General features: G+C 67.4%; 20 protein-coding genes. 8 read left to right on the forward strand and 12 right to left on the reverse strand.

The genetic code is table 11. The features are described from left to right. Window positions 1-106: 106 nt before the first annotated feature. The 5 genes from K5880_RS04705 (at window position 107) to K5880_RS04725 (ending at window position 6,431) form a co-directional block, all read left to right on the forward strand. Window positions 107-1,306, forward strand: a complete 1,200-nt coding sequence (locus tag K5880_RS04705; RefSeq protein WP_297649310.1) for a glycosyltransferase family 1 protein — start codon at window positions 107-109, stop codon at window positions 1,304-1,306. 112 nt (window positions 1,307-1,418) lie between these two features. Continuing rightward, on the forward strand, window positions 1,419-3,668 hold the full coding sequence (locus K5880_RS04710) for a PhoX family phosphatase (protein WP_297649312.1): 2,250 nt from the start codon (window positions 1,419-1,421) through the stop codon (window positions 3,666-3,668). Between the two features lie 252 nt (window positions 3,669-3,920). Then, complete coding sequence (locus K5880_RS04715; protein WP_297649314.1) at window positions 3,921-5,174, forward strand: alpha/beta fold hydrolase; 1,254 nt, start codon at window positions 3,921-3,923, stop codon at window positions 5,172-5,174. An 81-nt stretch (window positions 5,175-5,255) separates the two neighbouring features. After that, entirely contained in the window at window positions 5,256-5,858 is a 603-nt protein-coding gene (locus K5880_RS04720; protein ID WP_297649316.1) for a hypothetical protein, read from the forward strand. Window positions 5,859-5,867: 9 nt separating this feature from the next. Beyond that, window positions 5,868-6,431, forward strand: coding sequence for a hypothetical protein (locus K5880_RS04725; protein ID WP_297649318.1), 564 nt, complete (start codon window positions 5,868-5,870; stop codon window positions 6,429-6,431). A gap of 17 nt (window positions 6,432-6,448) precedes the next feature. Here the strand turns inward: K5880_RS04725 and K5880_RS04730 are convergent, their stop codons facing one another. From K5880_RS04730 to K5880_RS04745, 4 genes are read right to left on the reverse strand one after another with little or no spacing between them, the layout of a single operon-like run. Then, entirely contained in the window at window positions 6,449-7,204 is a 756-nt protein-coding gene (locus K5880_RS04730) for an iron dicitrate transport regulator FecR (protein WP_297649320.1), read from the reverse strand. Continuing rightward, on the reverse strand, window positions 7,201-8,004 hold the full coding sequence (locus K5880_RS04735; protein ID WP_297649322.1) for a BPSS1780 family membrane protein: 804 nt from the start codon (window positions 8,002-8,004) through the stop codon (window positions 7,201-7,203). Before K5880_RS04735 ends, K5880_RS04730 begins: the two co-directional genes overlap by 4 nt. Window positions 8,005-8,018: 14 nt before the next feature. Continuing rightward, complete coding sequence (locus tag K5880_RS04740; RefSeq protein WP_297649323.1) at window positions 8,019-9,026, reverse strand: homoserine kinase; 1,008 nt, start codon at window positions 9,024-9,026, stop codon at window positions 8,019-8,021. Window positions 9,027-9,036: 10 nt separating this feature from the next. Continuing rightward, the gene (locus tag K5880_RS04745) at window positions 9,037-9,366 is read right to left on the reverse strand and encodes a hypothetical protein (RefSeq protein ID WP_297649325.1); all 330 of its coding nucleotides are present in this window, start codon (window positions 9,364-9,366) and stop codon (window positions 9,037-9,039) included. 118 nt (window positions 9,367-9,484) lie between these two features. Here K5880_RS04745 and polA point away from each other — a divergent pair, with 118 nt between their 5' ends. After that, window positions 9,485-12,298 (forward strand): DNA polymerase I, encoded by a 2,814-nt coding sequence (gene polA / locus K5880_RS04750; protein ID WP_297649327.1) that lies wholly within the window; start codon window positions 9,485-9,487, stop codon window positions 12,296-12,298. A 46-nt stretch (window positions 12,299-12,344) separates the two neighbouring features. Here the strand turns inward: polA and K5880_RS04755 are convergent, their stop codons facing one another. From K5880_RS04755 to K5880_RS04770, 4 genes are all read right to left on the reverse strand, one after another. Continuing rightward, window positions 12,345-12,704, reverse strand: coding sequence for a hypothetical protein (locus K5880_RS04755; protein WP_297649329.1), 360 nt, complete (start codon window positions 12,702-12,704; stop codon window positions 12,345-12,347). A 101-nt stretch (window positions 12,705-12,805) separates the two neighbouring features. After that, window positions 12,806-13,189, reverse strand: a complete 384-nt coding sequence (locus tag K5880_RS04760) for a roadblock/LC7 domain-containing protein (protein ID WP_297649331.1) — start codon at window positions 13,187-13,189, stop codon at window positions 12,806-12,808. After that, window positions 13,186-13,734: an ATP/GTP-binding protein gene (locus K5880_RS04765; RefSeq protein ID WP_297649333.1), complete on the reverse strand. Its 549-nt coding sequence runs from the start codon at window positions 13,732-13,734 to the stop codon at window positions 13,186-13,188. Before K5880_RS04765 ends, K5880_RS04760 begins: the two co-directional genes overlap by 4 nt. Before the next feature lie 4 nt (window positions 13,735-13,738). Beyond that, on the reverse strand, window positions 13,739-14,410 hold the full coding sequence (locus K5880_RS04770) for a hypothetical protein (protein WP_297649335.1): 672 nt from the start codon (window positions 14,408-14,410) through the stop codon (window positions 13,739-13,741). Between the two features lie 391 nt (window positions 14,411-14,801). On the opposite strand from K5880_RS04770, the gene K5880_RS04775 reads away from it, so the two are divergent. Together K5880_RS04775 and K5880_RS04780 are read left to right on the forward strand one after the other, a co-directional pair. After that, window positions 14,802-15,701, forward strand: a complete 900-nt coding sequence (locus K5880_RS04775; RefSeq protein WP_297649337.1) for a dienelactone hydrolase family protein — start codon at window positions 14,802-14,804, stop codon at window positions 15,699-15,701. A gap of 84 nt (window positions 15,702-15,785) precedes the next feature. Beyond that, window positions 15,786-16,577 (forward strand): ZIP family metal transporter, encoded by a 792-nt coding sequence (locus K5880_RS04780; protein ID WP_297649339.1) that lies wholly within the window; start codon window positions 15,786-15,788, stop codon window positions 16,575-16,577. 3 nt (window positions 16,578-16,580) lie between these two features. Here the strand turns inward: K5880_RS04780 and K5880_RS04785 are convergent, their stop codons facing one another. The 4 genes from K5880_RS04785 to K5880_RS04800 form a co-directional block, all read right to left on the reverse strand. After that, window positions 16,581-19,151, reverse strand: a complete 2,571-nt coding sequence (locus tag K5880_RS04785; RefSeq protein ID WP_297649341.1) for a PAS domain S-box protein — start codon at window positions 19,149-19,151, stop codon at window positions 16,581-16,583. 16 nt (window positions 19,152-19,167) lie between these two features. Further along, window positions 19,168-20,025 carry a sulfurtransferase gene (locus tag K5880_RS04790; protein ID WP_297649343.1) on the reverse strand — a complete coding sequence of 286 codons (858 nt, stop codon included), beginning with the start codon at window positions 20,023-20,025 and terminating at the stop codon, window positions 19,168-19,170. Window positions 20,026-20,047: 22 nt separating this feature from the next. After that, complete coding sequence (locus K5880_RS04795; RefSeq protein WP_297649345.1) at window positions 20,048-20,938, reverse strand: DMT family transporter; 891 nt, start codon at window positions 20,936-20,938, stop codon at window positions 20,048-20,050. A 64-nt stretch (window positions 20,939-21,002) separates the two neighbouring features. Further along, entirely contained in the window at window positions 21,003-22,208 is a 1,206-nt protein-coding gene (locus K5880_RS04800) for an aromatic ring-hydroxylating dioxygenase subunit alpha (protein WP_297649347.1), read from the reverse strand. Window positions 22,209-22,211: the final 3 nt, after the last annotated feature.

The following is a 22,211-nucleotide window of genomic DNA, read 5'->3' on the forward strand; positions in this document are numbered from 1 at the left end:
GCGGGGGTCGCGTCAAACGCATGACATGGTTGCGCCCCTGTGTGAAAACCCGGTGACAGGCGCACGCTGTCACACGACTGTTGCAATGCCTGCGCAAGATCGGGGCATGACCACCGTGCATTCCGATCAGATCGTGGTGGAGGAGTACCCCGCCACCCGCCCGTCGCTGCGCCTGTCGGTGGTGACCGAGACCTGGCCGCCCGAGATCAACGGCGTCTCACTCACGCTCTCGCATCTGGTGCGAGGCCTGTGCGCGCGCAACCACCAGGTGCAGCTGGTCCGGCCGCGACAGACGCGGGTGGACCAGGCGCTGAGCCACAGCGGCTACGAGGAGGTGCTGATGCGCGGCATGCCGATCCCGCGCTACCCCGAACTCAAGCTCGGGCTGCCCGGCAAGCGCGCGCTGATCCAGGCCTGGACGCTCAGGCGGCCCGACCTGGTGCACATCGCCACCGAAGGGCCTCTGGGCTGGTCGGCGCTGCAGGCCGCGCGGCGGCTGCGCCTGCCGGTCACGTCGGACTTTCGCACCAACTTCCACGCCTACAGCGAGCACTACGGCGTGGGCTGGCTGCGCAAGCCCATCGTGGCCTACCTGCGCAAGTTCCACAACCTCACGCGCCTGACCATGGTGCCCACGCAGGCGCTGCGCGCCGACCTCATGGCCATCGGCTTCGAGAACGTGCAGGTGGTTGCACGCGGGGTGGACACGCAGCAGTTCAACCCCGATCACCGCAGCGAGGCCTTGCGAGCGTCCTGGGGCACGACGCCGCGAAGCATCGTGCTGCTGGCGGTGGGGCGCCTGGCCGCCGAGAAGAACCTGGACCTGGTGGTGCGCGCCTTCGATGCCATGCGCGCGGCGCACGACGACGTGAAGCTGGTCTTCGTGGGTGACGGGCCGATGCGCGAGAGTCTGCAGCAGCGTTGCCCGCAGGCCGTGTTTGCGGGCATGCGGCAGCACGGCGAGCTGGCGGCCTGGTATGCCTCTGCCGATCTGTTCCTGTTCCCCAGCGTCACGGAGACATTCGGCAACGTGACCGTCGAGGCCCTGGCCAGTGGCCTGCCGGTGCTCGCCTTCGACACCGCGGCCGCGGCCGACTGGGTGCGGCACGACGGCAATGGCTGGCTGGTGCCGGTGAACGACGAAGCGGGCTACTTGCGCATGGTGGTGGAGCTCGCTACACAGTCAGAGCGCATTGCACTGGCGCGCGCGCAGGCACGTGCGCAGGTGGCGCAACTGGACTGGCAGCAGATTGCGCGTCAGGTGGAGGGGCTGTTCCTGCATGCCACGTCGGATGTGACACCGTGATGAAGCGGCCTGTACCAGAGCGACGTGCGGAGGCATCGGTCCGATTCACGGGATCGTCATGCGTTGTGGGGAGACTGCGCGGGTCTTTCAACCCACCACGGAACCGACCCTCATGTCCCACCACGACGACGACGACAACTTCAACGATTCCCCCAACGAACACTTCCAGCAGGTGCTGGAACGCGGCACCCGCGCGCCGCTGACGCGTCGCCACCTGATTCGCGGCGGCGTGGGCCTGGCCGCGCTCTCCAGCATTCCTTTCCTGGCCGGTTGCGGAGGCGGCGGCAGCGACCCCGCGCCCGCGCCACCCGCCGCGCCCGGCGAAACCAGCCTGGGCTTCAGCGCCATCGACAAGAGCCTGCTCGACGACGTGGTGCTGCCCGCCGGCTACAGCTACAGCGTGCTGCACGCCACCGGCGACCGGCTTTTCAGCACCGAGACCGCGTACTCCAACACGGGGGCGGAGACCGACGACTGGAGCCGGCGCATCGGTGACCACCACGACGGCATGGACCTGTTCTACGTCGACGCACTGGGCAACTACACCACGCAGGACACCGGCCGCGCGGTGCTGGCCGTCAACCACGAGAGCTCGGCCGACGCGCACTTCTTCCACCCCACTGGCCAGACCACCAACGGCGTGAGTGGCAAGAAGTTCTCGCAGTTCGGCGGCTGGGACCTGGGCACCCGCCTGGAGTCCGAGGTGCTCAAGGAAATCAACCACCACGGCGTGTCCATCGCCGAAGTGCGCAGGACGGGCAGCACCTGGGCGCTGCAGCTCGACTCGGGTCTCAACCGCCGCGTCACGGCCCAGACCGTGATGGACATCGCCGGCCCGGCCGCGCACCTGGCCGACATCCGCAGCCTGATGGTCACGAAGTACGACACCAGCGGCGCCACGTCGCGCGGCACGCTCAACAACTGTGGTCACGGCAAGACCCCCTGGGGCACCTACCTGGCCTGCGAGGAGAACTGGGCGGCCTACTTCTTCATGCCCGCCGGTTCGGTGGATGTGGATGCCCGCACCAAGGTCGCGCGCCAGCGCTACGGCGTGATGCGCGCGCCCAATGCGGCGGCCACCGCGGGTTCGCAGGGCTGGTCGGCCGTGGCCTCCGCCGGCACCGACAGCCGCTTCGGCCGCTGGGACGTCTCCGCCCCGGGCGCGACCGCGGCGCAGGACTACCGCAACGAGCCCAACACCTTCGGCTACATCGTCGAGATCGACCCACTGCGCCCGGGCGCCACGCCGGCCAAGCGCGTGGCCATGGGCCGCTTCGCGCACGAGGCCGCCGTCTGCAGCATCCCGGTGGCTGGCCAGCCGCTGGCCTTCTACATGGGCTGCGACTCGCAGAACGAGTACGTCTACAAGTTCGTCTCCGCCGCGCCGTGGGATCCGGCCGACGTGGGCGGTGGCATGGCCGCCGGCCACAAGTACCTGGACGAAGGCAGGCTGTACGTGGCCCGGTTCAACGACACGGGCGCGGGCGAATGGCTGGAGCTCGACATCGCCAACCCGCTGATCGCGGGCTACGCGCCGTACACCTTCGCCCACCAGGCCGACGTGCTGGTCCATGCGCGCCACGCGGCCGATGCGCTGGGCGCCACCAAGATGGACCGCCCGGAATGGGGTGCGGTGAACCCGAAGAACGGTGACGTGTACTTCACCATGACCAACAACAGCAGCCGCAACGTGGCCGGCACCGATGCGGCCAACCCGCGCGCCTACGCCGACAACGACGGCAATGCCGGCAGCGGCAACCCCAATGGCCACATCGTGCGTCTGAGCGAACAGGGCGGGGCGCCGGGCGCAGCGGCGTTCACCTGGGACATCTTCCTGTTCGGCGCGGAGGCCGATGCGGGAGCGGACATCAACCTCTCGGGGCTGACGGACGCCAACGACTTTTCCTCGCCCGACGGCCTGTGGTTCAGCCCGGCCAGCGGCATCTGCTGGATCCAGACCGACGATGGCGCCTACACCGACCAGACCAACTGCATGCTGCTGGCCGCCATTCCCGGCGCGGTGGGCGACGGGGGGCCGGTCACGGTGAACAACAGCCTGGGTGGCAGCACCGGTACCGAGGGCACGTTCATCGGCGCCGCGCTGGGTGAAGCCAGGCTGCGCCGTTTCCTGGTCGGCCCCACGGGCTGCGAGATCACCGGCATCACCGAGACCGCCGATGGCCGGACGATGTTCGTGAATGTGCAGCACCCGGGTGAGCGCACGGGCGCCTACGGAACCGGCCCGTTCGTGCTGCAGAGCCAGTGGCCGGGCGTGAGCACGGTGAACTACGCACCGGCCGGCCGGCCGCGCTCGGCCACCATCGTGATCACGCGGGCCGACGGGGGTGTCATCGGTCTTTGAGTCCTGCTGGCCCGGTCCAACGGGCTGATCGGGTGCCGAGCCCATCGGCACCTCCCGCAAACCCCCAGGCCCCGGCTGGCCTGGGGGTTTCGCTTTTGGGCGATCTGTCCATCGCGTGCACAGCGCAGGCTGCGGACCTTGCGGGCGGCACCGCAGGCATGGTTCGAAACGGCGATCGGGTTCTAAGGTGGCAAGGCCCCGCCGATTCAGGGTCGGTGTGGAAGCTCTCTCAACCTATCCAAAGGACATCCCATGTACAACCAGATCGTCAAGCCGCAGACCCTCGTGCTGGACAGCGCGCCATGCAACGATGGCAGCGGCACCTTCCCCAAACTGCCCGTCTCCTGGGAGGAGTACGGCAGCGCCAAAACCAAGGACGGCCACGACAAGCCCATCGTCGCCATCCTCCCGTTTTTCCTGGGCAGTGCCCACGCGGCCGGTCACAAGGCCGTGAAGGACAACAAGCGCGTGGGCATCGGTTACTGGGATGCGCTCATCGGCCCCGGCGAGGTGATCAACACCGACACCCACCGCGTCATCAGCTTCGAACCGGTGATCAACGACAGCTTTCATCCCGGCGCGATCAACCCCGCCACGAAGAGGCCCTACGGGGGCACGTTCCCCAACTTCTCGCTGGCCGATGTCTCGCAGATCCAGCGCCTGGCGCTCAAGCAACTGGGTGTGGCCCACGTGGACGTTCTCATGGGCGCTTCCATGGGCTCGCTGCAGGCCTGGCACTTCATGGCCCACGACACCAGCTTCGTCTCCCGCATGGTGCTGATCGTGCCGGGCGGCCTGCAACTGTCGCAGAAGACCCGCACCCTGGCCCGCCAGTGGGTGGAGACGCTCGAGCACGACCCCGACTGGCACGGCGGCGATTACAGCGCCCTGCCCAAGGACAAGCAGCCGAAGAAGGCCCTGCTGCAGGTGCTCACCGACTTCTGGTACCGGGTGCAGTTCCCGGTGGACCACAGCCTGCTCTACGACCTGGACGACATGGGGTGGGCCGATATCGCCGTGGCCCACCATGCGCTTGACGCCAACGACGCCCGGTCCATCGACACGGTGCTGGCCGCGCTCGACGACAAGCAACCCAAGGTCAAAGCCTACAAACAGACGGTGAAAACGCTGTGCGAGCGGACCGATCACAACGTGCTGTTGTGGCAGTTGCGTTCGGTGTTGACCTACATGCCAACCGTGGCGCTCATGAAGTCGGACGTGTTCACGCGCCGCACCCTGAAGGCCGATGACATGGTGGACATCGGCTACGAGGCCTCCGGCGTGTCCGACATCCTGATGATCGCCACCAAAGCCGATGACCTGCTCGACATCGAATCAGTGGATGACGTGATCGGCATGGCAGCCTTTCTGGGCGCGAGGATCAGCGTCCTGCGCCTGCCCCCGACCTTCACGCACGCGGCCGGTCTCAACACCGCGTCGCCCGACAGCATCCTGGTCGTCAAGAAGCGCATCGGCGAATTCCTCAAGCCACCCGCCAAGCTCTGACCGGCCGCGCCACGGTTCACCTTCACCACGCCCGCGCGCGGGCGTGGTGAATCTCCCTTCACATTCCAGGGGCAGAACACCATGCAACCCAACACCCATCCTGGTGGCAAGCTGGCCGCCATCACCTTCCTGACCATGGCCGACCGGGACGCCGTGGCCGCGCACATCGGCGCGCTCGCCCCGGACGACCGGGCCATGCGTTTCGGGTGGTCCGGCCCGGCCAGCCCGGAGCAACTCGTCCGGTTCGCCACCGTGCTGCTGCAGGCTGTCCATGAGGACCCCTCGCTGGTGCATTTCGGCGGCTGGGACGCCTCGCGCCAGGCGCTGCTCTACATGGGCAGCTTTCACTGCCCCTCGCCACGGGAGCGCACCGTCGCCGAGTTCTCGATGAGTGCCGTGCCGTCGGCGCGCGGTGGCCTGACCAGCGAAGTCATGGCCTGGCTGATTCCGCAGCTCATACAGCGCGGCTACAGGAAGCTCAGCCTGGTGTACGAGAACACGAACCCGGCGGTGGCCGCCATCGCGGCTCGACATGGTTTCCAGGTGAGGTCCAACGGCGGCGTGTCGTTCGGTACGCTGGACATCACGCCGCAGGCGCAGGTGGCGCGGCTGTGGCTGGAAAAGCTCGATGCCTTCTTGGCGCTGGTGCGGCCCGCATTGCGGTCCCCGGGCGCCAGACTCTAAGGCTGCGCGATGCCACTCCACAGCCAGACAGGCACCACCGCCGAATCGCCGGTGTGTGTTCTCGGCCCGGTGGACGCCGATGCCATGGTCGCCCACCTGCAGGCCCTGGGCCGCGAGGAACGTGCGTTCCGGTTGCACACCACCAGCGCCGCGACGGATGTGCTGCGCGAGGCGGCGCGGCGCATGCTGGTCGCCGGTCTGTGCTATGGCATCCGCGAGCCCGCCACCGGGCGCCTGGTCTACCTCGGCCAGGCCGTGCCCAGTGACCGCCCCGGAGGCCTGGAACTGGCATTCAGCGCCACGCCCGATGCACGGGGCGGATTGACCTTTCGCACGCTGGCCTGGTTGCTGCCACGCGCGGCCGCACAAGGCGTGCGGTTTCTGGAATTGCGCTTCAACCCGTTCAACCCGGCGATCGCCGGTCTGCTGGCGCGCCTGGGCTGGCGCCGCGAGGTGTTCAGCGACGACAACCGCGCGGTGTTCGACGTGCCCCGCGAGCCATCGGCCGTGGTGGCGCAGGTGAACGCCTGGTTGCAGGCCGCGCAGGACCGGGGATCTATCGCGCGCCTTTAGAGGCTGCGCCGCCAGTGTCAGCGCGCCGGCATGGCGGGGTGCATCTCGGGCGGCTGCTGCTCCATGTAGCCGCGCCCGTCCTTCACGCCGGTGCGCCCGGCGATCTGCCAGGCTGTGCGCTGGTCGATCAGGCCGGCGAGGAACTCCAGCTCTTCGTCGGTGTGGTTGAGTGCGGGCGCGGGCGTGAGGAAACGCCCGCCCCGGGGTTCGACCTCGCCCCAGAACGACTGGTGGTAGCTCGACACCGAGAGTGCGCGGTTGCCGCCGGCCTGCATGTCCACCGTGCCGTAGCAGTTGCAGAAGTAGCTGCGCCCGCCCTGGTCGGCCATGACCTCGGTGTACACGCCCGTGCCGCGGATGCCGGCGGTCAGCGTGGGCGTGACGATGGCGCGGGCCACGCCCCGGCCGAAGACACTGACCACCGCGCCGTTGAGCAGGCGCAGCAGGCTCATCGTGTTGAGCGTGGCGCCGCGTTCGACGCGCAGGCGCGAGTTCTGCCGCACGTGGAAGGCGGCAGTGCCGATCACGAAGACCAGGCGCGAGGAGGCACCGGTGATGATTTCATCGCCGGTCTGCACCACCTGCTGCGGCAGCATGCGCTGGCCGTTGAGCAGGATGTCGCCCACGAAGTCCACCACGTTGCTGCGCTGTTGCGCCAGGGCCGCGGGCAGGCCGCCGGTGGCCACCCAGGCGGCGGCCGCCTTGAGCGTGTCACGGCGCTGGAACCAGGTCACTTCTTCCTCGCGACGGCCTTGCAGGGTGTGCTGGGTCATGTGTGTTCTCCGGTGGTGACGGCGGCGGGGCCGTCGGGCGCGACGAAACTGTCCACGAAGGTGAACCAGATCGAGGTGTGAAACATCGCGGCCATGAGCAGCACCAGCGGATAGAGCACGATGCCGAGCGCCTCCGTGCCACCGAGCAGCGAAGCCAGCAGGCTCATGAACAGGCCCGTCAGCATGAACACACCCACCCAGCCCGCGGCATACAGCAGCATGGCGCCCTTGTTGGACCAGCAGGCCAGGAAGCTGAAGAACAGGCTCTTGAGCGGGCTCACCCCGTGCCAGTGCACCAGCGCCGGTGCGTGCCAGAAAGCCATGAGCACCGGCAGATAGACCACCATCGCCGCCCACAGGCCCTGGCTGCTGAACATCGAGCGCACGCGCTCGGCCGATACCTCGGGTCCACCGGGCAGGGCCGCGGGCGGTGGTGCTTCGGTGGCGAACAGGGCCGCCACCCCCAGCACCAGCATCAGGGCTGCGGCGTACATCGCGCCCAGCACGAGCATGGCCTGCATCTTGCCCGGGCCGGCGCGAAAGGCCGAGACCAGCGTGGATGGCATCGGGAAGCGCCCTTGCGCGGCCTCACGGCTGGCGGCCATCAGGCCCAGCGTGGCTGCCGGCACCAGGGCCAGCGACAGCAGTGTGCCCACCACGGGCACCAGTGAGAGAACCGACACGGCGGCCATGAACATGAAGAACAGGCCGGCCATGGCCAGTGGCTGGCGCAGGAAGGTCCGGGCGCCGAGCCGGACCCATTGCAGGCCGGTGCGGGCGGGAACTAGGTGGAGTTTCATTCGCGGGGGTGGAGTCAGGCTGGCTGGAGCGCGTCTTCGCGCAGCAGCGCCGCCAGGGCATGGGTGTCGCGCACACGGGCGCGCAGCACGCGCTCGAAGTGACTCGGGTCGTGGGGCTGCAGCAGGGCCGCCTCGCGCGGCAGGTGCAGGTCCCACAGGCGCGAGATCCAGAAGCGCAGGGCGCCCGCGCGCAGCATGGCCGGCAGCAGGGCACGTTCGGCCGAGCTCAGGGGCCGCACCGCCTGGTAGGCGCCCAGCAGCGCCAGCGAGCGAGGCGAGTCGAGCGAGCCGTCGTGGTCCTGATCGTGCAGCACGCACCAGTCGTTGAGGCAGACCGCGATGTCGAACAGGAAACTGTCGACACCGGCGAAATAGAAATCGAAGAAGCCGGTGAGCTCGCCGTCCTCGAACATCGCGTTGTCGCGGAACAGGTCGGCGTGGATCGGGCCGCGTGGCAGCGCGGCATACGCCGGCCCTTGGGCCACGTGGTTCTGGTAGGCGATCTCCGCGCGCAGCAACTCGGCCTGCGCCGTGTTCAGGAAGGGCAGCACCACCGGCACGGTTTCGTTCCACCAGGACAGGCCGCGCAGGTTGGGCTGGCTCATGGGGAAGTCGCGCCCGGCCAGGTGCATGCGCGCGAGCATGGTGCCCACGGCCTCGCATTGCGCCACGCCGGGGGCAAGGTCGCTCCTGCCGCGCAGCTTGTCCACCACGGCGGCGGGCTTGCCCTGCACCGTGTGCAGGATCTCCCCCTGCGCGTTGGCCGCAGGCGCGGGCACCGGAATGCCCTGGCCGGCGAGGAACTTCATGAAGTGCAGGTAGAACGGCAACTGCTCGAAGCCCAGCCGCTCGAACACGGTGAGCACGTACTCCAGCGTGGCGCCGTCGCGCTCGCTGGTCACGAAGTAGTTGGTGTTTTCGATGCCGCCCTGGATGCCCCGCAGTTCGGTGAGGTCGCCCAGGTTCAGGGTGTGGAGCAGGGCAGCGGCTTCGTCGAACGCGACTTCGGTGTAAACGGCCATGGGCAGAGGGTCAGAAGTTCAGGATGCGCCAGCTGCTGCGCCCGGCGTTGCCGGTGCGCCTGCCGCCCGTCTCGCTGCCGGCAGCACCGGCCGTCTCGGGCTGGATCTGGTAGGCCGGTGCGCCGTTCTTGGGGCTCACCTCGATGCTCTGCGTCTGCCCGCCCACGCGCACTTCGTCGATGCGGGTGAGCTTGTCTTCGTGCGTGATGCGCTCGATGCGGTCGCGCGGCGAGACCGGCTCGCGCGGGCTGTCCACGGGTGCCACCTGGGCCAGAGCCGGAAGGGTAGTGCACAGGCCGAAGGCCAGTGCGGCCAGGAAGGAGCGGGGAGCAGCGTTCATACAGCATTGTAGGCAGGGCCGTCCGGCCACGCGGCCCCCGGGGCCAAACCGGTTACCACCGGATACGACCGCGGCCCGGGGGGCGGCTTGCGCGTGCGAACTCCGCCACAATCGCCCCATGTCCGAAGACCTCACTCCCGACGCCCTGGCCGGCCAGACCCTGCTGCTGGTCGATGGCTCCAGCTACCTGTACCGCGCCTTCCACGCCATGCCCGACCTGCGGGCCGTGCCCGGCGACCCCACCAGCCCTGCCACGGGCGCCATCCGCGGCATGGTCAACATGATGCAGAGCCTGCGCAAGGAGGTGCCGGCCGATTTCGTGGCCTGCGTGTTCGACGCCAAGGGCCCGACCTTCCGCGACACCATCTATCCCGAATACAAGGCCCAGCGCAGCCCGATGCCGGACGACCTGCGGGCGCAGATCCCGCCCATCCACGAGGTGGTGCGCCTGCTGGGCTGGCCGGTGCTCGACGTGCCCGGCGTGGAGGCCGACGACGTCATTGGCACGCTGGCCGTGACGGCCGCGCGCCAGGGCATCCGCGTGATCGTCTCCAGCGGCGACAAGGACCTGGCACAGCTGGTGGACGAGCACATCACCATCATCGACACCATGAACGGGCGCAAGCGCGACCTGGCCGGCGTGGAGGCCGAATTCGGTGTGCCCGCGCGCCTGATGGTGGACTACCAGACCCTGGTGGGCGACCAGGTGGACAACGTGCCGGGCGTGGAGAAAGTCGGCCCCAAGACGGCGGCCAAGTGGCTGCAGGAATACGGTTCGCTCGACGCGCTGGTGGCGCGCGCCGGCGAGATCAAGGGCGTGGCCGGCGAGAACCTGCGCAAGGCGCTGGACTGGCTGCCCACCGGGCGCGCGCTGCTGACCATCAAGACCGATTGCGACCTCAACGGCTACGTGCCCGGCCTGCCCGCGCTCGACGCGATCCGCGTCGGCGAGCCCGACAACGAAGCGCTCAAGGCCTTCTACCAGACCTATGGCTTCAAGGGCCTGGCGGCCAAGACCAGCGTCAAGCCCGAGGTGGTGGAGGCCTTGCGCGAGGTGCAGGGCGAGGCGCTGGACAGTGCCCACCCCGGCCTGTTCGACGAGCCGGTGCCGGCCGCGCCGCGCGCCACCAACCTGGCCTACGACACCATCCTCACCTGGGAGGCCTTCGACACCTGGCTGCAGCGCGTGCAGGCGGCTGAGCTGGTGGCGCTGGACACCGAGACCACTTCGCTCGACGAGATGCGCGCCGAGATCGTGGGCATCAGCTTCAGTGTGAAGCCGGGCGAGGCGGCCTACATCCCGCTGCGCCATGCCGGGCCCGACGCGCCCGTGCAACTGCCCTTCGACGATGTGCTGGCGAAACTCAAGCCCTGGCTGGAAGACCCGAAGCACCTCAAGCTGGGCCAGCACGTGAAGTACGACCGCCATGTGTTCGCCAACCACGGCATCGAGGTGCAGGGCTATGCGCACGACACCATGTTGCAGAGCTACGTGCTCGAGGTGCACAAGCCGCACGGCCTGGCCAGCCTGGCCGAGCGCCACCTGGGCCGCCAGGGCATCAGTTACGAAGACCTGTGCGGCAAGGGTGCGCACCAGATTCCGTTCGCGCAGGTGGACGTGGCCAAGGCCGCCGAGTACTCCTGCGAGGACAGCGACCAGACGCTGGACGTGCACCTGGCGCTGTGGCCGCGCCTGCAGGCCGACGAGAAGCTGAAATTCATCTACGAGCTGGAAATCGCCAGCAGCGAGTCGCTCTACCGCATCGAGCGCAACGGCGTGCTGATCGACGCGCCCACGCTGGCCCGCCAGAGCAACGAACTGGGCCAGCGCATCGTGGCGCTGGAGCAGGAGGCCTACGCCATCGCCGGTCAGCCTTTCAACCTCAGCAGCCCCAAGCAGCTCGGTGAGATCTTCTTCGACAAGCTCGGCCTGCCCGTGGTCAAGAAGACGGCGACCGGCGCACGCAGCACCGACGAGGAAGTGCTGGAGAAGCTGGCAGAGGACTACCCGCTGCCGGCGAAGATCCTGGAGCACCGCGGCCTGTCCAAGCTCAAGGGCACCTACACCGACAAGCTCGCGCAGCTGGCGCTGCCGCGCACCGGGCGCGTGCACACGCACTACGCGCAGGCCGTGGCCGTGACCGGGCGCCTGTCCAGCAACGACCCCAACCTGCAGAACATCCCCATCCGCACGCCCGAGGGCCGGCGCGTGCGCGAGGCCTTCGTCGCCCCTGCCGGCCACGTGATCGCCAGCGCCGACTACTCGCAGATCGAGTTGCGCATCATGGCCCACATCAGCGGCGACGAAGCCCTGCTGCGCGCCTTCCATGAGGGGCAGGACGTGCACCGCGCCACCGCCGCCGAGGTGTTCGGCGTCGAGCCCGCGCAGGTCAGCAGCGAGCAGCGCCGCTACGCCAAGGTGATCAACTTCGGCCTCATCTACGGCATGAGCGCCTTCGGCCTGGCCAAGGCGCTGGCCATCGACAACACGGCGGCCAAGAACTACATCCAGCGCTACTTCGAGCGCTTCGAGGGCGTCAAGCGCTACATGGACGAAACCCGCCAGAGCGCCAAGGCCAAAGGCTACGTGGAGACCGTGTTCGGCCGCCGCCTGTACCTGCCCGAGATCAACAGCCCCAATGGCCCGCGCCGCAGCGGCGCCGAGCGCGCCGCCATCAACGCGCCCATGCAGGGCACGGCGGCCGACCTGATCAAGCTCAGCATGGTCGCGGTCCAGCGCGCGCTGGACGAACAGCGGCGCGGCACGAAGATGATCATGCAGGTGCACGACGAACTGGTGTTCGAGGTGCCCGAGGGCGAGGTCGACTGGCTGCGCACCGAGATCCCGCACTTGATGGCCGGCGTGGCCGCACTCAAGGTGCCGCTGCTGGCGGAGGTGGGCGTGGGGCCGAACTGGGACAAGGCCCATTGACCTGGCATGGCTGCGCAGCTGTGTGCGCCCGGCCGTTGCCCGATATTCAGAGGCTCAGGTTCTGTTCGACTTCCTGCGTCTTGCGGCGTGCCAGGGCAAGGTTCGCCTTGGCTTTGTCCAGCACGAGGTAGATGAAGAGGCCTTCATGCCTGGTCATCGGGCGGATGATGTGGTACTGCTTGCCGAGGGTGATCAGGATGTCCTCGATCACGTCGTCCAGACCCAGGTTGCGCATCGTTTTGAGCTTGGCGCGCACCACTTCCGTGTTGCCTGCCGCTGCGACTTCGAGGTCCACGCCCGTGCCGGCCTGACCCAGCATCATGCCGCTGCTGGAGTCCACCAACATGGCGCACATGGCGCCGTCGATGGACAGGAGTGATTCCATGGATTCTTTGATATTGGCCACGATTCAAGGTCTTTCGTTCAGTGATCGCCCATGAAGAGTCAGCCGGCGCTCGGGCGAATCTTGGAGCGACGGCTGTGTGAATGACTGGCGTTGTCTGCGGCCTATGCGGTACCGAGCGATCCGGCCATTTGTTTTGTCATGAAGACGACCTGACCCAGGATGGCGTCGCGACTGGTGACCACGCTGACGATCAGGCCCACGCTGTTGTGACGTACCTGAACCAGGAATAGATTGCCCTCGGCGGCCTGGATCGTCAGGTTGTCGCAGGTTCCCAGCTGGCTTTCCTCGCCAGCCATGGCGCCGAGTGCCGCCAACGAACTGGCCATGGCGGCGAGCCGCGATACCGTGGCGTTGTTCTCCACACGTCCCACCAACTCGAACCCATCTTCGGTAGCTATGACAACGGCCTTGATACCCTTGACGTCGCGCATGAGCTTGTCGGCGCCCAGCGCGGCGGCTTTGGTGAGTTGCGCAGAAAAATTCACTTCATGTCCTCGTTCTCGGCACGTGATTCCAGCTGCAGAAGCAGCAGGTTCAGGAGTCTCATCACGTCGTTCGGGTTGATCGCGTCGGCTGCAATGACTGGGCAGATCACGCCATGGCGCTGCGCCCGGGCGGCATGCTCGTCCAGCGCAGGCTGCGGGTGGGTTTTCATTCGACCTACACCAATGACGCAGGCTGTGTCCGCGATCAGTTCGGAGAAGCCGGTGAGGTAGATGTCGAGGTCGTCGAGCGGATCTGGCCGGCTGTTGTCGATCAACACCACGAGGCCTAGCGCGCCCTGCGACAGGATTGACCACATGAAGTCGAAGCGTTGCTGGCCGGGCGTTCCGTAGAGCCTGAGTCTTGCGCCGTTGTCGAGTGTGACTTCGCCGTAGTCCATACCCACGGTAGTTGTCGCCTTGGCCACCGATCTGTCGTTGTTGCGCACCTCGGTGTACATGGGGGCGACCTCGCTGATTGTTGCAATGGCGGTGGTCTTCCCCGCACCCATCGTGCCGGTGAAAAGTAGCTTGTGATCGGTCGTCATCGGGTCACCTCGGCCCGATTGGCAAGATGCCCAGGCGCGCACGTATGCGCGCGAGCAGGCCACTCGGTGCAACCGCAGGACTCGACCACGATGTGCGCGATCTGCCGTAGGCATGAGTTGAGGAAAGGGTGGTTGCTTCGGTGGACGGACGCAGTAGCCCGTTGCCCATCAGCTCTTTCATGAATGCCCTGCACAAGTCCATGGGCAAGGCCGAGCGACCCTGCAGCGTCACCACCGAACATGGCCGGGCGCTCAGGAGCGTCGCCAGCGTAAGGCGATGCTCGGCGTGGAGAAAGGTGTCTGAAGGCCACCGCTGGAGGTGAAACACTTCGTCGTCGCGAGGGACTCTGAGATCGGTCGAACGCTGCAGATCCCGGGTTTGGATGAGTTCTTCTCCGATACGGTTGAAGGTGGTCTCAAGGTCTTGTGCGCGCAGGGGAAGTTGTACGAAGAAGGCGTCCGGGACGAAGCTGGAACCCAGATGCAGGGCTGCTTCGACGCCCGCGCCGGCCCCAGCCTCATGGGCGGTGATGCGCACATCGCCACCGCTATCGACAGCGGTCCAGCGGTGCCGAAACCGATGGTCGAGCACTCGCATGGATGACTTCAGCACGATCTCGTTGCGCCGGCTGAGCCTGTCGATGCTGTAGCTCAAAGCGTCGCGGCGGGGCTGCAAGTTCCGCTGCGTGTCTGAATCGGAGGGGATAGGTGTTGAGAGCATGGTTGTCGGCTGCCTGGGTCTGCGCTTGCGCGGACACTGGACGTGTACCGTCATGGCAATGAATAGTATTTAGGTTCTCAAAAGAATGAAATTCTATGAGAAGTTCGTATTTTTATAGATAAAAAGAACTATTGTAAAAATGAAGTCTGGTAAAGCGGAAAAGTTGCACGCATTGCCGGTTCTATGGGGCTCCTCGTTGTTCGGTTCCCGGAACCTGCTCCTGAAGCCGTGCCTTCTTCTGGGTGGGGAGTGAACGTTTTCTTCGAATTCACGTCTTGTAAAGTGGCGTGGCCCGCACCGCCGCTCCCTGCGACGACCCCTAACCCCTTTTTCATGGAGACGCCCCGTGTTGCACCAACAGATGTCCGAAGATCTCGCCGCCTTGCTTCCCGGCAAGTCCAATGCCGAAGGCGCTACTCGCCGCACCGCGCTCAAGGCGGCGCTGGGCGTGGGTTATGCGGCCGCTGCCGCTCCGCTGATGGCGCAGACAGCGATCAGGACGCCGTCGGACGGCCTGACGGTGGGCGAGGTGATGATCGACGTGAATGGCTTCAAGATGCCGGCCTACCGCGCCGCGCCCGCCGGCAAGACCGGGTTGCCGGTGGTGCTGGTGTGTTCCGAGATCTTTGGCGTGCACGAGTACATCGCCGATACCGCGCGCCGCTTTGCCAGGGCCGGCTACCTGGCGATCGCGCCCGAGTTGTTCGTGCGCCAGGGCGACGCGCAGAGCTATGGCGAGATCGGCAAGCTGATCGCCGAGGTGGTGTCCAAGGTGCCGGACGCGCAGGTGATGGGCGATCTGGACGCCACGGTGAAGTGGGCGGCCGCCAACGGTGGCGACGCCGGCAAGCTGGGCATCACCGGTTTCTGCTGGGGCGGGCGACAGGTCTGGCTGTACAGCGCGCACAACCCTGCGGTGAAAGCCGGCGTGGCCTGGTACGGCCGGCTGGTCGGCGCGGCCAGCCCCCTCAGCCCGAAGCACCCGCTGGACGTGGCCGGGCAGATCAATGGCCCGGTGCTGGGCCTGTACGGCGGCGCCGACACCGGCATCCCGCTTGACACGGTTGATAAGATGAAAGCCGCTCTGGCCGCCGGCAATGCCGCGGCCAAGGCATCGAGCTTCGTGGTCTATCCCGAGGCCCCACACGCGTTCCACGCCGACTACCGGCCGAGCTTCCGCAAGGAGCCGGCCGAAGACGGCTGGAAACGCGCCCTGGCGTGGTTCAAGCAGCACGGCGTGGCCTGAGGTCGCGCCCGCACCGATGACCGGGGCCGCTGAAAGCGGCCCTTTTTTTGTGGCTGAATCTGGCTGAATCGAGCAGACAACAACATGACCTTGATCGCGATCCTGATCGGAACCATTGCCGCCGGCGTGGGCAGCGTCTGGCTGGCCGCCCTGCTGGGCTTTGCCATGCTGGCGCGCTTCACGCAGCACATGCTCAGCCTGGCGGCGGGGGCGCTCATGGCCACGGCCTTCATGCACCTGCTGCCCGAGGCCTTCGAAAGCGAGGCCGGCGCGCACGACCTGTTTGCGTGGCTGCTGGTCGGGCTGGTGTTCTTCTTCCTGCTGGACAAGGCCGAGCTGTGGCACCACGGGCATGAGCACCACCACGATGAAGGCGGGCACGGCCATGTCCATGCCCATGCACACCACGGTCACGACCACCACGCACCGCGATCGGGGGGCTGGACGGTGCTTGCTGGCGACAGCGTGCACGCCTTCGGCGACGGCATCCTGATCGCATCGGCCTTCGTGGCCGACATGCGTCTGGGCGTGATCACGGCGCTGGCGGTGCTGGCGCACGAGGTGCCGCACCACATGGGCGATCTGGTGGTGCTGCGCCACACGTCCGGTACCTCGCGCGCGGCGCTGCTCAAGGTGTCGCTCGCGGGCACCGTGACCGCGCTGGGTGGTCTGGCGGGGTATTTCCTTCTGACCCAGTTGCAGGATTACCTGCCGTACTTCCTGGTGGTGGCTTCCAGCAGCTTCGTCTACGTGGCGCTGGCCGACCTGATTCCCCAGTTGCAGAAGCGCCTGGGCCTCGGCGCCACGGTGGCGCAGATCGCCTGGTTGCTGGCGGGCATCGCGCTGGTCACCGTCGTGAGTGGCCTGGCGCACTGAAGGTCAGTCCGCCGGCTGTTCCCCGAACGAGAAGCAGAAGCGCGCGCCCACGCCGAGCCATCCCTCGCCCGTGATCTGGCCCCCATGGCGCTCGATGATGCGGCGCACGGTGGCCAGGCCGATGCCCGTGCCTTCGAACTCGCTGGGCATGTGCAGGCGCTGGAATGGTTTGAACAGCTTGTCGATGTAGGCCATGTCGAAGCCCACTCCGTTGTCGCGCACATAGAACATGGCGGGCTCGGTGCCCACTGGCGGCAACTGGCCCCATTCGATCACCGTCGATTCCTTTGTCCGGCTGTACTTGAGCGCGTTGACCAGCAGGTTCTCCAGCACGATGCGCGCCAGGCGGGGGTCGCAATGCGCGTGCAGGCCGGGGGCGATGCGCAGCTCGATCTTGCGCTGCGGCTGCTTGAGCTGCTCGCTCTCCAGAATGCCGCTGGCCATCGCGCTCAGGTCCACGCGCTCGCGCTCCAGTCGACCCTGGCTCACACGTGCCAGTGCCAGCAGATCGTCGATCAGCGCGCCCATGCGCCGGGTCGAGCTCAGCACGCGGTCCAGCAGCTCGCGTTCTTCGGCGTTCAGGCGCCGGCCAACTTCTTCGTCGAGCAGCCGGGTGAAGCCGTCGATGGCCCGCAGCGGCGACTTGAGGTCGTGCGAGACCGAGTAGGCGAACGAGTCAAGTTCGGCATTGAGCTTCTGCAGGTCGGCCGTGCGCTCGCGCACACGCAATTCGAGCGTTTCATTCAGGCGCTGGATCTCGCGGTCGCGCCGCAGCCGCGCGAGCTCGGCGTTGGCACGACTGGCGTAGATGGCGATCAACGCCTGCACGTCGGGCCGCAACTGCAGCGGCTCGCGCCACACCGCGAAGACGACGCCGATGGCGGTGCCGTCCTCGTCCCTCAGGGCCTTGCCCAGGTAGGCCTGGCAACCCGAGTCGATCAGGCCCCTGGCCAGGGGGAAGTGCCGGGGCAGGTCGCTCGCGCAGATCAGCATCTCGGTCTGCTTCAGGCTCTGGCCACAGGGCGTGTTCTTCACATCGAAGCTGAAGTTGGGGCGCGCCTGCCCATTCTGCCGCACGGCAAGCGTGCGCACGCGGCCGTCGCTGCGGCATTCGCCGACGATCACCATGTCCGCGGCGATGGCCTCGCCCAAGTGGCGCGTGAGCGCGCCGAAAAAGGCCTCGCCCGTCTCGGCCGCCACGCCCCGGGCCACGCTCAGCAACAGGGCTTCGCGTTGTTTTTCCTCGCTGATGTTGACGGTGCACGAGAGCACGCAGGGCTCGCCGTCGACCTCGATCAGCTCGGCCCACAGGCGCGTATCCACCAGCGAACCATCCTTGTGCCGCATGCGGGTTTCGTAGCCGTCGATGTGCCCGTCGCGCAGCAGCTGCGCGACAAAGGCCTCGCGGTCCTGTGGGGTCAGCCAGGAACCGACCTCGACCGATGTCTTGCCCTTGAGGTCCTCGGGCGCCATGCCCTGGGCGCGGTCCTCGGCCCGGTTGACGTCGATGAAGGATCCGTCGGAGAGGCGGCTGATCGTCATGTTCAGCGGGCTGAAGTTGAAGGCCTTGGCGAACTTTTCTTCCGAGCGCCGCAGGCGTTCCATGACCTCGTTCTGCGCGCTGATGTCGCTCACCGTGGTCATGATGAGCTTTTCCTCGGGGTCGTCACCCATCTCGCTGGAAACCAGCGCCTCGAAGGTGCTGCCATCCATGCGCAGGCCGCGCGCGGGGAACTGTTCGGCGCGGCGTGTCGTGAACAGGTGTTCCATGAACGCCTCACGCTGCGCGGGATCCGCCCACAGGAAGGTGTCCTGCCGCCCGAGCGCCTGCGCGCGCGTGTAGCCATAGCAGCGCTCGAACGCCGGGTTGACGTCCAGGATCATGCCCGAGCGCGCGGACTGCGCCACCATGGGACTGGGGCTGGTGTGGAAGATGCGGGCGAAGCGGTCGAGGTTGCGGTCGCGCTCCTGTTCGGTTCTCCTGCGCTGCTCCAGCGCTTCCTTCTGCCGTTCGAACGCCTCGCGCAACTGGCGCCCGCTGTGGTAGACCATCACGGCCACCACCACCAGCGTGGCCGAATGGGTGATCCACACGCGCAGGCCGACTTCGAAATACGGCGTGGCGCTGAACCAGCCATGAACCTCCGCCAGCGTGAGCAGGCCGAGCGAGCCCACGCTGGCGACCACGGTGACGATCAGTGCGGTGCGGCCGAGAAAGGTGCCCGCGCCGGCCACGGCCGCGACGAACAGGAAGCCGACCGCGGTGCGCACCGAACCGTAGCTGATGACCGAGAAGATGGCGGCCGCCAGCGTGCCCGCCACGATCACGTGCGGCACGTAGTCCATGCGGTTCCAGCGCGCCATCGCATACGCCACGGCCGAGACCGCCACCAGGCCGCCGGCAATCCAGGCCTCGCGCTGCCCGGGGCTGGCGAGCAGCAGGTCGATCACCAGCACCACGGAGGCGGCCAGGCCAGTCAGCAGCGCCAGCAGCGTCAGCACGCGCTTGCGCTGATCTTCCGATGGCGTCGCGTCGGCGACCGTGTCCTGTGGGTGCGAGGAATGGGTCGGCATGAACGGCGAAGCCTCGTCAGCCCCGGGCCACCGGCAGGTCAGGCGTGTTGCACCACTCGCTCCAGCTGCCAGGGTAGAGACGGGTGCGGCCCAGGCCGGCGATCTCCATGGCCAGCAAGTTGGGCACGGCGCTCACGCCGCTGCCACAGTGGTGCACCACGCTGGCCGGGTCGTGGCCGGCCAGCAGGCGCTCGAACTCGCGGCGCAATTCGCCCGCGGGCTTGAAGCGGCCGTCGGGCAGCACGTTGTCGCTGAAGGGCCGGTTGAGCGCGCCGGGGATGTGGCCCGCGACCGGATCCAGTGGTTCGGTTTCGCCGCGAAAGCGCGCGGCCGCTCGGGCGTCGATCAGCGTGAGGCCGGGGCGGCCCAGTGCGCTGGCGATCTGCTCGGTGGAAGCCGTGTCCACCAGTGGCTCTCGCAACTCGAATCGGGCGGGGGCGGGCGGCTCGGCCGGGCCTGACACCAGCGCGCCACCTGCGGCCTCCCACGCCGCCAGCCCGCCGTCGAGCACGGCCACCGCCTCGTGTCCGCACCACTTGAGCATCCACCACAGGCGGCCGCTGGTGGCGATGGCCTGGCGGTCCAGCACCACGGCCTGCATGCCGTTGTGCAGACCCAGGGCACCCAGGCGCGCTGCGAAGGTGGCGCGCGAGGGCAGCGGATGGCGCCCACCGCTGGCGCGATCCGCCGCGGCCTTGTCGCTCAGATGGTGGTCCAGGTGCACATGGGCCGAGCCCGGGATGTGCCCGGCCTCGAACAATGCCGCGCCAGCGGCGGGGTTCATCAGCTCGAAACTGCAGTCCATCACCCGCAACGGCGCGCCGCTGGCCATGAGCTGCTGCAACTGGGGGGCGGTGATCACGGTCGTGTACATGCGCGCATTGTGCTGCAGGGGCTCAGTGCTCCTCGGCTGGCGCGTTGGGAACGGCGCGGCTGCGCAGCACCGTGGCCACGATGCCGCTGAGCACGATGAGCGCCATGCCAAGCCAGCCCATCAGAGGCAACTGCTCGCCAAAGAAGAGCAGGCCGTACAGGCCCGCAAAGACGATGCCGGAGTACTGCAGGTTGGCCACGACCATGGTGGCACCGCGCGAATAGGCGCGCGTCATGCAGAGCTGACCGAACACCGCCAGCAGGCCGATGGGCAGCAGCCACAGGGCACTGGGCCAGTGCCAGGCGCTCGCGCCCGTGAACAGCATGCCCAGTGCACCCGCGAGCACGGCGCCCAGGGAGAAATAGAACACGGTGCGGCTTTCGGGCTCGCCCGCCTTGGAGAGCGCGGCCACCTGCAGATAGGCGAAGGCCGCAAAGATGCCCGAGAGCAGGCCCACGAGCGCGCCCAGCATCTGGTGTTCGTCCAGCGTGGGGCGCAGCATCATGCCCACGCCCACAAACCCGGCGAGCACGGTCAGGAACAGCGGGCCCTGCCGCCGCACCGGGGTGTCGCGCCCCTGCATCAGCACCGCACCCCCGAGCAGGAAGGCCGCGATCCAGACGCTGCTCATGTAGTTGAGCGTCATGGCCGTGGCCAGGGGCAGGGCGGCGATGGCATAGAACCACGCGGCCAGGGCCGTCACGCCCACGACGCTGCGCCAGAAATGCATCATGGGCAACCGGGTGCGCAGCGACACGCCGTTCATGCGCGTCATGCCGATCAGAAAGAGCACACCCACGACACCGCGGTAACAGACGATCTCGAAGCTGTTGAAATGCGCCGACGCGAATTTGATGCACACGCCCATGCTGGCGAAGAACAGCGAGGCCAGCAGCATCCAGAGCGCGTGCATGGCTACCTCGCGCTCACGCAGCGAAAAAGAGCGTTCGCCACGATCGAGCGGTAGCCGTCCAGAGTCACCGCGGAACGGGCTTTGCCAGGCCGCTGGTGACGCCCCCCAGGGGGGATGACGCCGCAGGCGGCGCGGGGGGGCACATCTTCGCTCTGTACCACTCATGGAAATGCTGCATGCCGTCTTCCATCGGGCTCTGATAGGGGCCGACCTCGTTGTCGCCGCGCGCGAGCAGGGCCTTGCGCCCGGCGTCCATGCGCTCGGCGATTTCGTCGTCCTCTATGCAGGTCTCCATGTAGGCCGCGCGCTGGGCCTCGACGAATTCGCGTTCGAAGGCGGCGATTTCCTCGGGGTAGTAGAACTCGACCATGTTGAGGGTTTTGTCCACGCTCACCGGGTGCAGGGTGGACACCGTCAGCACGTGCGGGTACCACTCGACCATGATGTGCGGGTAGTAGGTGAGCCAGATCGCACCGTGCGCGGGCATCTGGCCCTGGCGGTACTGCATCAGTTGCTCGTGCCAGCGCTGGTAGACCGGGCTGCCGGCCTTGCCCAGCAGGTTCGCCGGGCCCACCGTCTGCACGGAGTAATCAGGCTTGAATTCCCAGCGCAGGTCCTCGCAGGTGACGAAGCCACCCAGGCCCGGGTGGAAAGGCGCGACGTGGTAGTCCTCCAGGTAGACCTCGATGAAGGTCTTCCAGTTGTAGTTGCACTCGTGCAGTTCCACATGGTCGAGCACCATGCCTTCGAAGTCGAGCGCCGCGCGCGGCCCCATGTTCGCCAGGTCGGCCTGCACGTCGCGGCCGTTGTCCTCGAACAGCAGGCCGTTCCACTCGCGCAGTGGGTAGTTGTTGAGGTTCAGGCAGGGGTCGTGCTCGAAGTGTGGCGCGCCCAGCAACTGGCCCGCCTGCGCGCCGTGCGCGCCGCTGTAGGTCCAGCGGTGAAGGGGGCAGACGATGTTGCCGCCGGCGTGCCCGCTGCGCGACTCGCCCAGGTTGCCGCGGCCCTTGAGCATGACGGCCTGGCGGTGGCGGCAGACGTTGGAGATCAGTTCCACACCTTTGTCCGTTCGCACGAGCGCGCGACCACCGGCCTCCTGGGGCAGGGCGTGGTAGTCCCCGACGTTGGGGACCGCGAGTTGGTGCCCCACATACCGGGGCCCGCGCTGGAAGAGGGTTTCCTTCTCGCGCTGGAACAGCGCCTCGCTGAAATAGCTGGAAACCGGAAGTTGGCTTGCGGCCTGCTGCAGTTGAAGACTTAAATCAGACATGGT

It is taken from the genome of Hydrogenophaga sp. (assembly GCF_025699295.1).
In the GTDB taxonomy this organism is placed as follows: domain Bacteria; phylum Pseudomonadota; class Gammaproteobacteria; order Burkholderiales; family Burkholderiaceae_C; genus Hydrogenophaga.

Coding starts and splice junctions, on each gene's coding strand:
- K5880_RS04705 (WP_297649310.1), top strand. CDS start 107: ATGACCACCGTGCATTCCGATCAGATCGTGGTGGAGGAGTACCCCGCC.
- K5880_RS04710 (WP_297649312.1), top strand. CDS start 1,419: ATGTCCCACCACGACGACGACGACAACTTCAACGATTCCCCCAACGAA.
- K5880_RS04715 (WP_297649314.1), top strand. CDS start 3,921: ATGTACAACCAGATCGTCAAGCCGCAGACCCTCGTGCTGGACAGCGCG.
- K5880_RS04720 (WP_297649316.1), top strand. CDS start 5,256: ATGCAACCCAACACCCATCCTGGTGGCAAGCTGGCCGCCATCACCTTC.
- K5880_RS04725 (WP_297649318.1), top strand. CDS start 5,868: ATGCCACTCCACAGCCAGACAGGCACCACCGCCGAATCGCCGGTGTGT.
- K5880_RS04730 (WP_297649320.1), bottom strand. CDS start 7,204: ATGACCCAGCACACCCTGCAAGGCCGTCGCGAGGAAGAAGTGACCTGG.
- K5880_RS04735 (WP_297649322.1), bottom strand. CDS start 8,004: ATGAAACTCCACCTAGTTCCCGCCCGCACCGGCCTGCAATGGGTCCGG.
- K5880_RS04740 (WP_297649323.1), bottom strand. CDS start 9,026: ATGGCCGTTTACACCGAAGTCGCGTTCGACGAAGCCGCTGCCCTGCTC.
- K5880_RS04745 (WP_297649325.1), bottom strand. CDS start 9,366: ATGAACGCTGCTCCCCGCTCCTTCCTGGCCGCACTGGCCTTCGGCCTG.
- polA (WP_297649327.1), top strand. CDS start 9,485: ATGTCCGAAGACCTCACTCCCGACGCCCTGGCCGGCCAGACCCTGCTG.
- K5880_RS04765 (WP_297649333.1), bottom strand. CDS start 13,734: ATGACGACCGATCACAAGCTACTTTTCACCGGCACGATGGGTGCGGGG.
- K5880_RS04780 (WP_297649339.1), top strand. CDS start 15,786: ATGACCTTGATCGCGATCCTGATCGGAACCATTGCCGCCGGCGTGGGC.
- K5880_RS04785 (WP_297649341.1), bottom strand. CDS start 19,151: ATGCCGACCCATTCCTCGCACCCACAGGACACGGTCGCCGACGCGACG.
- K5880_RS04790 (WP_297649343.1), bottom strand. CDS start 20,025: ATGTACACGACCGTGATCACCGCCCCCCAGTTGCAGCAGCTCATGGCC.
- K5880_RS04795 (WP_297649345.1), bottom strand. CDS start 20,938: ATGCACGCGCTCTGGATGCTGCTGGCCTCGCTGTTCTTCGCCAGCATG.
- K5880_RS04800 (WP_297649347.1), bottom strand. CDS start 22,208: ATGTCTGATTTAAGTCTTCAACTGCAGCAGGCCGCAAGCCAACTTCCG.